Source organism: uncultured Bradyrhizobium sp. (assembly GCF_936943645.1).
Classification (GTDB): domain Bacteria; phylum Pseudomonadota; class Alphaproteobacteria; order Rhizobiales; family Xanthobacteraceae; genus Bradyrhizobium.
The window spans coordinates 36,476-52,214 of sequence record NZ_CAKZJO010000051.1 but is presented as its reverse complement, the minus strand read 5'-3'; the positions used below and the strand labels follow the sequence as shown (position 1 = coordinate 52,214).

2 protein-coding genes are annotated in these 15,739 nt (G+C 63.2%); one reads left to right on the top strand and one right to left on the bottom strand.

The window, feature by feature from the left end; all coding sequences use genetic code 11:
* Window positions 1–440: 440 nt before the first annotated feature.
* Entirely contained in the window at window positions 441–1,541 is a 1,101-nt protein-coding gene (locus Q0743_RS09940) for a LuxR C-terminal-related transcriptional regulator (RefSeq protein ID WP_298241354.1), read from the bottom strand.
* 1,016 nt (window positions 1,542–2,557) lie between these two features.
* Between Q0743_RS09940 and Q0743_RS09935 the strand changes: the two genes are divergently transcribed.
* On the top strand, window positions 2,558–15,652 hold the full coding sequence (locus Q0743_RS09935; RefSeq protein WP_298241353.1) for a VCBS domain-containing protein: 13,095 nt from the start codon (window positions 2,558–2,560) through the stop codon (window positions 15,650–15,652).
* Window positions 15,653–15,739: the final 87 nt, after the last annotated feature.

Sequence of the window (15,739 nt, the reverse complement as noted above, 5' to 3'; positions counted from 1 at the left end):
AGGCGCCGCCTAGCCCATTTGGGGGAGGCGCCCCCCCCCGGGAAGCTGGCTTATCGCCTAGATGGCTCTTCGTTCAGAGGCCGCTTCTTGGGCGCGGATGGGACAAAAAGTCGGTGGATCCCTCAACAGGCACATGACGTCAAACCGATTGGACGCCAATTTGTTGGGTTTGGACGGCTTCTCATTCTACGAGTTCGAGATGTGCAAGCGTTCGCGGAGCTGGGAGTGGAGTGTCGGCTCGCGCGGCGGAAAGGCCATCATGCGAGGACGCGCGAGGAAACGCGTGGTGGCGAGATATCAGGCGACGAGCGCGTTGTTTCTCTTGCTGATGAACGTATCCACGGCGGCTCCGAGCCGTAACTGAAGAATCGCTGAGGAGGCGTGGTCTTTCGTTTGTGCCGAGGCGAAACTTGCGGCCGCTGCTCGAGACAAGCCGAATATCACCCCAGCTGCGAAACCAGCGTGACCAGCTCCGATTGCCGATGAACGCCCGTCTTCGAGAAAATCGACTTGAGGTGGTTGCGCGCCGTTTCGCGCGAGATGCGCAGGTGCTCGGCGGCGCCGGCGATCGATGTGCCGGTTGCGAGCAGGGCGGCCAGGCGGGACTCCGCCGGAGTGAGATCGAAGGCCTGGCCGATCAGCGCCGGGTCCGGCGCCGGGCGCGGCGCAAGATTTGACAGGATCAGCATGGCGCGCGCGCCGAGGAAGACGGAGCGGGCCGCGCCGTCCACCGGCAGCAGCCGCAGCACGACCGGCGGCTTGGTCGTCCGGCGAATGAGAATCGGAGAGGCGGGGATGGCGACGGCATCCGGCGTCGCCCGGATCATGCCGATCAGCTGATCGAACCGTGTCATCGCTTGCTTGTCGCGGAGAACGAGACGCCTCTCCCTGATGCGGATCTCTTCGTCGAAGCCGCGATCGGCCGCCTGGTTCGTACGCAGCACCATTCCTTCCCGATTGATGACGAGGGCGGGTTGGCGAACCCGGTCGAGGACGTCGGTCATCGAGGTCAGCACAGCGCGTCCAATCGCTGTGGCGAGCGTGGCCGTTTCGGTCAGGCGCGGCGCCAATTGAGCAAGCACCTCTTTGTCACGTGCCTCGAAGGTGCCTTCGCGCCCCGTTCGTTGGATCGTCAACGCCCACGCCGCGCTTTCGGCCCAGAAGCCGATGCCGGCAAACCAGCGGTACCCGGACGGAAACAGCAGCTCGTTGTACATGGGATCGGCGCGGATCTGCTCTGCGCTCATCACGTCGAGATCGGTCACGACCTCGCCGGCCATCATGCGCGGAAAGCCCTTGGCGCGCGGGTCCCTCAAATGCCAGTTGTTCCTGAAGTAGAGATCGGTGGCTTCAGAGATCGACGCGGTGCGGGGAACGTCGGGGGTCCGGACGTCGCTCTGTAGCAGCAGGGCCGCCGACGCTCCCACTGCCCTGCAGATGTCGTCCATGATGTCGTGCCAGGCTGCCGGATTCACGGCGGCCTCGCCAAGTCGATTGAGAACCTTCGACAGCTCCTCATGGTCGATCCGATTGGCTTTCACGAGCGGTCCTCCCTCCGCTGAGCCCTGGTCATTCGCTGCTGGCCGGCGTGCCTATCCGCCGCATGCCGTGCAGACGCTCCCTTCAGTCGGGCTTTTTGGTACGTTTCCCTGACCCGTCATGCTTCGTGAGGAGGCGGCATGACGCAAGCCCCTTGCCGTTTTTTCCTGAAAAGTGGCGGTAGACCAAAGTCTAACAGATAATGCCCGTCGAGCCGCCGCCGGCAGGCGCCGGGTGACCCATTCGGGTCATGCGGTGAGACGTGCCAGCGCTATTCCATGGAGAAGGAATAGTCTTCGTTTCGGGAATCGAGATGACGTTGCTCTGCGCGAGCCAGAAAGGCTTCGGTATTGCTGCCCCGCCCCCGTCGATCCGCGGAGGGACCTGGTTGCGGCAGAATGTCGCAGTGACCCGAGCGGAGGGAGGCGGGAGCAGCATACCGGCGCCATCAGTGGTGGTGGCCCGCTGGATTGGCAGCCTGGGCGATCTCGTCACGCTGGATTCCGCGCTAAGCCCGATTGCTTGGTTTCAGCCCTTATTGTGCTGGGGTCCTGCGAAGCTTCGATGCGCCGGCTTACCGAAACCGCGCGCGACCGCAAGTCGGAGGCATGCACGTTCGCAGTTGCACCGTTCGGTCCACACCCTGCTTAAGGTTAGCCGCTGTGCTGTCTTGACGCAGTCACGCAACAGTGGAAACAATTTGCAATTATCAGAAAAGTCTTTTCGACGGTCGGAAATTGCAATTTCGAGAACTCGGGCGACGCCGGGCAACGAGGCAAGGCGTCGAACAATAACAAGACCACATCATTTCAAACTCACGCCGTTGGGCTGACGGCGAATCTGAAAAACCAAGAAGATTACGGGAGGGGCTCACCATGAGCGACCGCACGATGTCACGCGTCGCGTCCAGACCGCGTTCTGCTTTCGACGATTGAACATTTCTCCATCCGCTCAACGCAGGCCGCTTCCGCGCGCGTGCGAGCAATGCCTATTGCCCCATTGAGAAAGATGAATCGCCATGATCATTAACGGCACCAACGCAAACGATCAGATCACCGGCACCAGCTCGTCTGACATCATCAATGCAAGGAACGGCGACGATGTCGTCGGCGCCGGGGCGGGCAATGATCTCATCCAGGGCGGCAACGGCAACGACAACATCAACGCGGGCTCGGGCAACGACATCATCGACGCCGGCAATGGCAACGACACGGTGGATGGCGGCACCGGCAACGACATCATTTTCGGCGGCAACGGCAACGATACGCTGCTCGGCGGGGCGGGCAACGACCTGATCTCCGGCGACAACGGCGACGATATCATCGACGCCGGCGCCGGCTGCGACCTCGTCAGCGGCGGCAACGGCAACGACGTCCTGATCTATCGTGCTTCGGAGAATGTGGGCTCGGTCGATATCTACGACGGCGGCAAGGGCCAGGACACGCTTCGCCTCGTCGTGACGCAGACGATGGCGAACTCGGCTTCGTTCAGGTCCGATATTGCGGCCATCCAGGCCCTCATCGCGCGCTATGGCAGCGCAGACTACGCGTTCAGGAGCTTCGACCTCGTCGTCGGCTCGATCGAAAAGGTCGAAATCGTCATCGAAGGCCCGACCAATCATGCGCCGGTCGCGGTCGCGGATATCGCCTCCGTCAGAGAGGACGTGACGACGATTGCCAGCGGCAATCTGCTCGCCAACGACACCGACGCCGATGCCGGCGATACCCACACCGTGTCGGCCGTGGCGGGAGGCACGGACAACGGCACCACGATCACCGTGGTCGGTACCTATGGAACGCTGGTGGTCACGAAGGCGACCGGCGCCTACAGCTACACGCTCAACAATGCCAGCGCCGCCGTGCAAGCGCTCGCCGCAGGCCAGCAAGCGACGGAGCAGTTCACCTACACGAATGCCGACAACCACGGCGGAACGGGCTCGTCGACGCTCACGGTGACTGTCACCGGCAGCAACGACCCGGCCACGATCACGGTGTCGGGGAGCCAGGATACGTCAGTGACCGAGGCCGGCAGCGTAGCCGGCGATCCCAGCGCGTCGGGCCAGCTCGCAGTGCAGGACGTCGACAGCGGCCAAGCCCATTTCGCAGTGCCGGCCTCGCTGGCCGGCACCTATGGCAACTTCACCTTCAATGCGGCGTCGGGCGCCTGGACCTATACGCTCGATCCCGCGAAGTCGAACCCGCTCACCGCAGGGCAGCAGGTCACCGACACGCTGACGGTCACTTCAGTCGACGGCACCGCCACCCGCGATATCGTGGTGAACATCACGGGCACCAACGACGCAGCCGTGATCGGCAATCTCGGTCAACACGACGTCACCGAGGACGGCGTCCTGACGGCGTCCGGCACGCTGTCGATCAACGATGTCGACCAGAACCAGAATTCGTTCCAGACCGTCGTCGCCTCGCCCCCTGGCAATCTCGGGACGCTGACGATCGGCCCCAACGGTGCTTACAGCTATTCGGTCGCCAACGGCCTCGTTCAATATCTCGGCCAGGGTGAGACTCGCGACGAGACCTTCACCGTCAAGGCCCTGGACGGCACGACCAAGGACGTGACGTTCACGATCCACGGCGTCAACGACGCCGCCGCCATCGGCGATCCCGGCCAGCACGACGTCACCGAGGACGGCCAACTGACGGCATCCGGCCAGCTGACCATCAGCGATGCGGACCAGAACCAGGCCGCATTCCAGCCTGGCCAGATCACGGCATCCGGAAATCTCGGCGCGGTGACGCTGCAGGCCGATGGCCATTACACCTATTCGGTCGACAATGCGGCGATCCAGTATCTCGGCGCCAACGACGTCAAGACGGAGACGTTCACGGTCACGTCGGTCGACGGCACGACCAAGAGCATCAGCTTCGACATCCACGGCGCGCAGGACGCGCCGACGCTGAGCGTTCAGGACTCCTCGGGTAGCGCCGATCAGAATATCACGCTGCATATTGCCGCAAGCAAGATTGACCTCGGCAGCACCCTGTCGGTGAAGATCGAGGGCGTGCCATCGAGCTTCACCGTCCAGAACGGCAATGCGATCGGCGACGGCACCTGGCTTGTGACCGGCAACTCGATCCCGAACGTCATCCTGGTCCCGAACCACGCTGTCGGCAGTCCCGATCCGTTCACGCTGCACGTCACCGCCATCTCCGACGACGGCGTTCATCAAGCCGTGAGCACGGCCGATCTTGCGCTGACGGTGAATTCAGGTGCCAACGAGATCAACGCGCTTGATATCGACGGCTATATCGGCGGCGCGACCGTCTTTGCCGACGCCAACAACAACGGGATACTCGACGCCGGCGAGGCGTTCACGACCACGCGCGCCGATGGCAGCTTCACGCTGGCGGGCGGATCCGGCCCGCTCGTGAGCATCGGCGGCGTCGATATCTCGACGGGATTGCAGGTGGCGGGGGTGCTCAGGGCCCCCGAGGGATCGACCGTCATCACTCCCCTGACCACGTTGATCGCCGCCCTGGTTGACAGCACGGCGAGCGACGAGCACCCACTGACGGCGGACCAGGCCATGAGCGCCGTGGCGGCTGCCTTCAACCTCGATCTCAGCGGAGGTATCGACCTGAGATCGTTCGATCCGGTGCCCGATGCGGTGAATAACGATGCTACCGCGACGGCAGTGCTCGCGGCGGCCATCCAGGTTCAAAGCACGGTCGCTCAGGTGTCGGCCGTCGGCGTTGCGCCGGATATGGTGATAGCCGCGATTGCGGATGCGGTTGCAACCGCTCAGGCCGATCCGGACCATCCGTTGGCCTTCGATCTTGGCTCGCAGGAGACGGTCCAGAGCGTAGTCACCTCTTCCGGCGTTGGCGCTGCGGCCGCCGCGACGGTTATCGAGGTCGTTGCTGCCGCGAATGGCAGCATTCAGGCCGCTACGAACGTCACGGAGCTGGCACAGGCCGGCCAGGTCGCCCAAGGCGCAGCGGCCGATCAGCTGGCTACGACCGATTTTACGGATCAACAATCCATCGATCAGCTTACGGACCGCTTTGTCGACAATCTCGATACTGAGGTTTCGAATGCCGTGCTGACCCCGATCGGAAGCACCTTGTTCGGCTCGCTCGGCGATGATGTGCTCTCCGGCGGCAGCGGCAATGATCTGATCGACGGCCAGGACGGCAACGATCGCATCAGCGGCAGCGACGGCAACGACATCCTGTTCGGCGGGGCCGGCAAGGACTACCTCACCGGCGGCTCCGGCGACGATATTCTCGACGGCGGCCCGGGCTTCGACCGCGCCGTCTATACCGACGCGACCGGCGGCGTCACGATCAGCCTCGCACAGGGGACGGCATCCGGCGCAGGCGTCGGAACAGACACGCTCGTCAACATCGAGGCTGCCATCGGCAGCGATTTCGCCGACACGTTCAACGCAGTCGGCTTTACCGGCGATGCACACGTCCCGGGTAGCCCGGTCGGCTACAACGAGTTCGAAGGCAAAGGCGGCGATGACACCATCATCAGCGACACCAACAGCCAGGGAGCCGAGCTGACGCGCGTCTCCTATGTCAGCGCCACCGGGGCGGTGACGGTGGATCTCGCAGCCGGTTATGCGCAGGGTGATGCGTCGGTAGGCCATGACACGCTCGTCGGCTCCGGCTTCAACGGCGTCTGGGGCTCCGCCTACAACGATACGATTCTGGGCAGCAACAATCCGATGTTCACCGCGGAGGTGTATTCGGGCTTCGCTGGCAACGACTATATCGACGGCCGCGGCGGCTATGACCGCGTGGATTACAACGTCGATCCCAACACAACGACGGGAATTACGGTCAATCTCGCCGCCGGCTCCGTGACAGGCGATGCGACCATCGGCACCGACACGTTGCGCGGGATCGAGGCGATCCGCGGCACCAACTTCGCCGATACCTACAATGCCACCGGCTTCGGCTCGGGCAGCGTCAATGCCGGCTCGAACGGAACGTTCAACGAATTCACCGGCAACGGCGGCAACGACGTCATCATCGGCAACGGCTTCACGCGGCTCGGTTTCAACAACGCGACGGGCGGCGTCAACGTCGACTTCGTCACCGGCATTGCCACCGGCGATTCATCCGTCGGCACCGATCAATTCACTGGGGTCAACGCCGTCCAGGCTTCGATGTTCGACGACACGCTGCTTGGCGGTGCGACCAACGACACGTTCACCGGTCTTGCCGGAAACGATTACATCGACGGCCGCAGCGGCTTCGACGTCTCGTCCTACAACAACATCTTCTTCATCACGGGAAGCATCACCGTCGATATGGCGGCCGGCATCGTTACCGGAGATGCGTCGAACGGCACGGATACACTTCGGTCGATCGAAGGCATTCAAGGCACCAATTTTGCCGATACCTACGACGCCACCGGCTACGGCGTGACCGGCGCCAATGTCGGCAACAACGGTACGTTCAACCAGTTCGAGGGGCTCGGTGGCGACGACGTCATCACCGGCAACGGCAATACGCGCCTTATCTTCGTCAACGCGACCGGCGGCGTGACCATCAATCTGGCAGGCGGCACCGCCACCGGCGACGGCTCGACCGGCCAGGACAGCTTCACGGGCGTCAACAGCGCGTTCGGCGGCAATTTTGCCGACGTCTACGACGCGACGGGTTTCACCGGTCCCAACGCGAATTTCAATTCGTTCCAGGGCAATGCCGGGAACGACATCATCACCGGCAACGGCAATACCCAGATCCAGTTCGGCAATGCGACCGGCGGCGTGACCGTGAACCTCACTGCCGGCACGGTCGATGGCGACGGCTCGGTCGGCCACGACACCATCACCGGTGGCGTATTCAATGTGGCGGGGTCCAACTTCAACGACACCATCATCGGCAGCGCCGGCAACGACAGTCTCTCCGGTAACGTCGGCAACGACACCCTTGATGGTCATGCCGGCAACGACTCCCTCAACGGCGGCGCCGGTGCTGATACCTTCGTCTATGCAACTGGCGGCGGCTTCGACTTCATCCAGGACTTCGTCCATGGCCAGGACAAGATCGATCTGACCGGCATCTACGGCATCTACAGCCTTGCCGATCTGCAATCGCATGCCGTGCAGAGCGGCCCCAACACCGTCATCACGTTCAGCGCGACTGAGGGCCTCACGCTTCAGAACGTCAATCTGAGCAGCCTGACGGCCAGCGACTTCCTGTTCGGCACGCCGGCCGCGCCGATCGTCGGCGACGAGAATGCGAATACGCTCGTTGGCACGGCGAACGCCGAAACCATCAGCGGCCTCGGAGGCAATGATCGGCTTCAGGGTCTGGGCGGTAGTGATTATCTGGATGGCGGTCTGGGCTTCGACCGAGCGGTTTATGCCGACGCGACCGGTAGTGTTTCCGTTAATCTTACAGCAGGCACGGCGTCTGGACCGGGCGTCGGAACGGACACGCTCGTCAACATCGAAGGCGCGGTCGGCAGCGATTTCGCTGATGCGTTTGATGCTACCGGGTTTGTGGGCGACAGCGGGATTCCGGGAGCCGCAATCGGCTTGGCCGAGTTCGAGGGCAGGGGCGGAGACGACACGATCATCGGCTCGGTCAATGCGTCCGGTGAGATCCTGGGGCGGGTATCCTATGCCAGTGCCACGGCGGGCGTGACGGTCGACATCGCTGCGGGAACCGCCGACGGCGATGCTTCGGTCGGACACGATACGTTCAGCGCCATCAACGCGATCGTCGGCTCGGCCTATGCCGACATTCTGCGCGGCAGCGACAATCCGAGCGGCACTTACGAGCAGTACGATGCCCGCGGCGGCAATGATCTGATCGACGGCCGCGGTGGCTACGATTTTGCGTCCTATAATAACGACCTGACGACGACATCGGGCATTACGGTCAACCTCGCCGCCGGCACTGTCACGGGTGATAGCTCGGTCGGTACCGACACATTGCGTTCGGTCGAGGCCGTGCGCGGCACCAATTTCGCCGACACCTACAGCGCCGTCGGTTTCAGCGGCGTGAGCACCAACGCCGGCTCGTTCGGCACTTTCAATAACTTCGAAGGTATGGGCGGCGACGATACGATCACCGGAAACGGCGCGACCCGGGTCCAGTACACCCTGGCGCTCGACGGCGTGACGGTCGATCTCGCCCTGGGAACGGCCCACGGTACCGCGGCTGGCGACATCGCGCAGGTCGGTACCGATCATTTCACGGGCGTCAATGCGGTGATGGGATCGCTGTTTGGCGACGTCATCAGCGGAAGCAATGCCAGCGAAGTCTTTATGGGCCTCGCCGGAAACGATCAGATCGACGGTGGCGCCGGGTTCGACACCGCGCAATACAGCAACCTGACCTTCGTCACGGGTGGCGTCAACGTCAGCATGGCGAGCGGCACGGTCACCGGCGACGCTTCGACGGGCACCGACAGCCTGCGCTCGATCGAGGGCGTTCAGGGCACAATATTCGCCGATTCCTATGATGCGACGGGCTTTGGTCAGGCCGGCGCACTCAACGTCGGCAATAGCGGCGCTTCCAACAATTTCGAAGGCCTCGGCGGAGATGATGTCGTCACGGGCAACGGCAGCACGAGGCTGATCTACGGCAGCGCCACGGGCGGCGTGACCATCAACATGAGTGCCGGCACGGTCACGGGCGATGTGTCCGTCGGCCATGACAGCTTCACCAATGTCAACGCCGTCAACGGCAGCAATTTCGCCGATCTTTACGACGCGACCGGATTTGTCGGCCCGAACAACAATTTCAATATATTCCAGGGCCTGGGTGGCGACGATCAGGTCATCGGCAATGGCAACACTCAAATTCAGTATGGCAATGCCACCACCTCGGGCGTGACGATCTATTTGGCGGCGGGCACTGCGAGCGGTGACGGTAGCGTCGGCCATGATACCTTCACCGGCGTCAACCAGGTTGTCGGCAGCAACTTTGCCGACGTTTACGACGCAACCGGCTTCAACAGCGTCTACGGAACGTTCAATAACTTCATGGGTGGTGCCGGCAACGACACCATCACCGGCAACGGCGATACGCAGATTACGTTCGGCAATCCGACGGGTGGTGTGGTCGTCAACCTTGCTGCAGGAACCGTCGACGGCGATGCGTCGGTGGGGCATGACACGATCATTGGCGGCGTCAGGGCTGTCCAGGGCACGATATTCAATGACATCCTTGCCAGTGGCGGAGGTGACAACAGCCTGTTCGGCAATGCCGGCAATGACGTCCTCGCTGGCGGTGCCGGGAACGACTATTTGAGTGGCGGCACCGGTGCCGATACCTTCATCTTCGCGACCGGCGATGGTTCGGACTATGTCCAGGACTTCCTCCATAGCGATGGTGACAAGATCGATCTGGCCGGCGTCAACGGGGTGTTCAGCCTTGCCGACGTGCAGGCTCATGCGACGCAAATCGGTTCAGACACGAGGCTCGACTTCGGGGGCGGCAATACGCTGTATTTGCAGAACGTCAATCTCGGCTCTCTCAGCGCGAGCGACTTCGTGTTCGGAACGCCGATCGTGGGAGACGACAATCCGAATACGCTGGTCGGTACGTCGCACAACGACACGATCGTTGCCCTCGGGGGTAACGACATGCTTGAGGGCGGCGACGGCCTCGACCTTCTCGACGGTGGATCTGGCTTCGACCGGGCCATCTATGCCGCGGCAACGGGCGGCATCATCGTCAACCTCGCGGCCGGCACCGCGTCGGGGCCGGGCGTCGGAACGGACACGCTCGTCAACATCGAGGGCGCGATCGGCAGCGATTTTGCCGACACGTTCAATGCGGCCGGCTTCATCGGCTCGACCGGTCTGCCCGGCGTAGCCACCGGCCAGAGCGAGTTCGAAGGGCGCGGCGGCAACGACATCGTCGTCGGCGACATCAATGCCCTGGGCCAGATCGTGACCCGGCTGTCCTATCTGAGCGCGACCAGCGCAGTCACCGTCGACATCGGCGCAGGGACCGCGGACGGCGACGCCTCCGTCGGGCACGACACCTTCTCCAACGTCTCGACGATCTGGGGCTCGGCCTCCAACGACACGATCTACGGCAGCGACAATGCGGCCTTCACCTACGAGACCTATGAAGGTCGCGGCGGCGACGACTACATCGATGGTCGCGGCGGCTACGACCAGGTCACCTACAATTCCGATCCGACGACAACGTCAGGCATCTATGTTCACCTCGCCGCTGGTACCGTGAACGGTGACGCAACCGTCGGGACCGACACGATCCGCAGCGTCGAGGCCGCGCGCGGCACCAATTTCGACGACACGTTCGATGCGACCGGGTTCGGCCAGGTTGGAGCAACCAACGTCGGCTCCTCCGGCACCTTCAACGACTTCGCCGGCGCCGGCGGTAACGACACGGTCATCGGCAACGGCTTCACCCGCCTGAACTACCAGATCGCCGCCTCGAGCGTCAGCGTCGACCTCGAGACCAGCGCCGTCGGGACGACCAACTCGATTACGGTGGCCGGCAGCGCCACTGGTGCGACCGAAGGCACCGATACCTTCACCGGCGTCAACGCGGTGCAGGGCTCGACGTTCTCCGACACCCTGCTCGGCAGCAGCTTCAACAACAACTTCACCGGTCTTGGCGGCGACGATTACATCGACGGTCGCGGCGGCTTCGACACCGCGATCTACAACAGCCTCAGCACGGTCACGGGCGGCGTCACCGTCGACATGGCGGCGGGCACCGCGACCGGCGATGCGTCGATCGGAACGGATACGCTGCGCTCGATCGAAGGCGTTCAAGGCACGGGCTATGCCGACACTTATGTGGCGACGGGCTACGGTACGACCGGGGCCAATGTCGGCAACAACGGCACCTTCAACCAGTTCGAGGGCCTCGGCGGTGACGACCAGATCACCGGCAACGGCAACACGCGACTGCTCTATACGAATGCCACCAGCGGTGTCACCGTCAATCTGAGCGCGGGCGCGGTCACGGGCGATGCCTCGGTCGGTCACGACAGCTTCACCGGCGTCAACAGCGCCTATGGCAGCAATTATGCGGACACTTACGATGCGACGGGCTTCATCGGGTTCAATTCCTTCCAGGGCCAGGGCGGCAACGATCTCATCACCGGCAACGGCAGCACGCAGCTGATGTTCGCCAACGCCACCTCTGGCGTGATCGTCAGCCTCGCGAACGGCACCGTAGATGGCGATGGTTCCGTGGGGCACGACACCATCACGGGAGGCGTGACCAACGTTTCGGGCTCGAACTTCGACGACACGATCACCGGTTCTGCCGGCAACGACCAGCTGTTCGGCAACAGCGGCAACGACCTGCTCAGCGGCGGTGCCGGCAACGACGCCCTGAACGGCGGCACAGGTGCCGACACCTTCGTCTACGCCGCCGGCGGCGGCACCGACACCATCGTCGACTTCCTGCAGGCGAACGCCGACAAGATCGATCTCACGGGAATCCCCGGTGTCTCGACCCTCGCCGACATTCAGGCGATTGCCACCCAACAGGGGCCGAACACGGTCATCGATTTCGGCAATGGCGACACGCTCACGCTGCTGAACGTGACGCTGCAGAACCTCACGGCTGCCGACTTCATCCTGGGGCAAGGCGTGCACCTCACCGGCGACGCGAACGCAAACACGCTGGTCGGAACCGCCTACGCGGACAATCTGAGTGGTCTTGCCGGCAACGATCGCCTCAAGGGCCTCGACGGCAACGATCTGCTCGATGGCGGCCTCGGCTTCGACCGCGCCGATTATGTCGCGGCAACGGGAGGTATCACGGCAAATCTCGCGGCAGGCTCCGTGACGGGCCCAGGCGTCGGCACGGACACGCTGGTGAATGTCGAGGGCATCGTGGGCGGCGACTATGCCGACACGTTCGACGCGACCGGCTTCACCGGCGATACCGGGATCGCCGGCACCAATGCGGGCTTCAACGAGTTCGAAGGCCGCGGCGGCAACGACAGCATCACGGGAGCGACCAACAGCCTGGGTGCGCTCCTGACGCGCATCTCCTACGTCAGCGCAACGGGTGGCGTGACCGTCGATCTGGCGGCCCATTCGGCGACCGGGGATAGTTCGGTCGGCACCGATACCCTGGTGGGCTCGGGCTTCGGAGGCGTTGTCGGCTCCGGATTTGCCGACCAGCTGCTCGGCAGCGCCAATGGCCCCGGCACCGTTGAAATCTTCGAAGGCCGCGCAGGCGACGACCTCATCGACGGACGGGCCGGCTTCGACCGGGCGGACTACGCGCTCGATCCGGCCGCAGTGGGCGGGATCAATGTTCAGCTCGCCTCGGGAATCGTGACGGGTGATGCCGCCACCGTCGGCACCGATACGCTGCGATCGGTCGAATCCGTGCGCGGCTCGAACGCCGTGGACGTCTTCAACGCCAGCGGCTTCGGCGGATCCAGCCAGAATGCGGGTTCCAACGGGACCTTCAATGAATTCATCGGCATGGGAGGCAACGACAGCATCACCGGCAACGGCAATACCCGCGTGTCCTTCACCAACGCCACCGGCGCGGTGATTGTCGATCTGCTGGCCGGCACCGCAAGCGGTGACGCATCCACGGGCAGTGATACGTTCACAGGCGTCAATGCCGTGATGGCGTCGATGTTCGGCGATACCCTCCGCGGCAGCAACATCACGACGGCGACCGAGACGTTCACCGGCCTTGCCGGCGATGATTTCATCGACGGCCGCGGCGGCTTCGACATCGTCAGCTACAACAACATCTACTTCTCCACCGGCCCTGTCACCATCGACTTCACGGCAGGCATCGCGACCGGAGACGCTTCGATTGGCACGGATACGCTCCGCGGGATCGAGGGAGCCCAGGGCACTACCTTCAACGACGTCTTCACGGCCACGAATTTCGGCGCCGTCGGCTTCCAGAACGGCGCGACCAACAACGTCGGCAACAACGGCAATTTCAACCAGTTCGAAGGCCTGGCCGGCAACGATACGATCACCGGCAACGGCAACACCCGCATCATCTATTCCAGCGCGACCGATGCGGTGACCGTCAACCTGCAGGCGGGGACTGCAACCGGCGGCAGCTCGATCGGTACCGACACCTATGTCGGCGTCAACAGTGCGACCGGCAGCAACCTGAACGACGTCTACGATGCCACCGGCTTCACCGGCGTCACCTCGGCCGGCTCGTTCGGCACCTTCAACCTGTTCGAAGGCCTGCTCGGCAACGACACCATCACCGGGAACGGCAATACGCGGGTCTCGTATTCCCAGGCGAGCGGGGGCGGCGTTTCCGTCGACCTCTCAACGGGAATCGTGAGCGGTGCGGCCGGCGCCGACGTCATCACCGGCGGCGTCAACAGCGTCCAGGGTTCGAACCAGGCCGACCTGCTTGTCGGCGGCTCGAACAACGAGTTCTTCTTCGGCGGCGGTGCTGGCGACACGATCAATGCCGGCGGCGGCAACGACGGCATTACCGGCCAGGGCGGCGACGATACGATCGACGGTGGCGCCGGAACCGACATGGCGATCTTCACGGGCACGCAATCGCAGTACACGGTCACGACGTCAGGGACGATCCAGGTTCAAGACAATGTTTCGAACCGTGACGGCACCGACACCCTGAGCAACGTCGAAGTGCTGCAGTTCAGCGATGCCATCCTGTTGCAATCGCCGGGCACGTCGGGAAGCCCGATCGATCTCTCGACGCAGCAGTTCTCCAACTCGGCGACCGTGATCGGAACGGCCGGAGACGATTATCTCCGCGTCGGATCCAATATCTTCGGACATGCGCTCAATCTGGGTGCGGGGACCGGCGACACCGTCCTTCTCAACGCCACCTTCGGCAACGGCTACACGCTCAATCTCGCCGGCGTCGAGAACGTGGTCGGAACCGGCGCCGACGAATTCGTTAATCTCACGGCGAACGCCAACGGACTGGTCGTCGATCTCGGTGGCGGCAATGACCAACTCAGCCTCGCGGGCGGCGCCAACACGCTCAGCCTGATTGGCGTCGAGGGAATCGGCGGATCCGATTACGGCGCGACGCCCGGCGTCAACGACGTGCTCACGCTGTCGACGACGGTCACGGGCCTGAACATCAGCCTCGGCAACGGCGACAACACGATGTACCTCGCTGCCGGCGCAAACTCGTTCGTGAACATCTACGACGTCAACCACGTCAACGGAACGACGAGCGACGACACCCTGACCGTCACCGGTGCAATCGCGGCGGCCAACGGCGTCGCGATCGATCTCGGCGACGGCCAGGACACGGTCGTCCTCAATGGAAACTTCGCCACATTCGCCGCGACCGGTATCGAGCACATCAACGGCAATTCAGGCGACAATCAGCTCACCTTGACGAACGACATCAACGGAATCGCCATCGATATGGGTGGTGGAAGCGACTGGGTGTGGCTCGCCAACGGCGTCAATTCGCTCAGCATCAGTGGCGTCGAAAACCTCAACGGCAGCGACTTCACCGGCAATCTCAATCCGTCGGACGATACGGTCACGCTGCTGAACACCGTGTCCGGCGTTTCCGTCAATCTCGGAGAAGGAACGGCCAACGTCCTCAATCTCGCCGCGGGCAGCAATTCGTTCGACAATCTGTGGAACGTGAACCTGCTCAACGGCAGCTCGTCCGACGATGTTCTGACGCTGCAGGGCAGCCCGGCGAACGTGATCGATCTCGGCGACGGCAACGACACCCTGAACATCAACATGAATGTCTTCGACATCACGGTGACGAACGTCGAAACCGTCAACGGCTCCGCCAATTTCGACCGCATCACGATCGGCAATACGGCGGGCAATACCACGATCACGGCCGGGACGGGGGCGGACGAGATCTACGCCAGCGCAGGCCATGACAACTTCCGCTTCGTCAGCACCGCGGATTCCGCCGCCGGTGCTGCCGATACCATTCACAATTTCGACGCGGCCAATGACAGCTTCACGTTCTCGGGCATCAACGTCGCCGGCGGTCACATCGAATATGTGGATGGGGCAGCTTTGCTCGGCGGCAACCAGGCTTCGGCCCATCTGCAGAACTTCGGGCCGGGCAACGACTATCTCCAGATCGATATCGATGGTGACGGAACGAGCGACATGGATGTGAGCCTGCAGAATGCGAGCGGTACGCTGCACAATGGCAACTTCCTGTTGACCTGAGAGGGGAATCGGCTTCGGAGGAGGCGTCGGCCGCCTGCCTCCGGAGTCGTCGTCCGGGCAACTGGCCTCGACCGCTGGCTTCCGATC

Excerpts from the sequence above, each read along its gene's own strand:
- Q0743_RS09935 (WP_298241353.1), top strand. The coding sequence starts at position 2,558 with ATGATCATTAACGGCACCAACGCAAACGATCAGATCACCGGCACCAGC.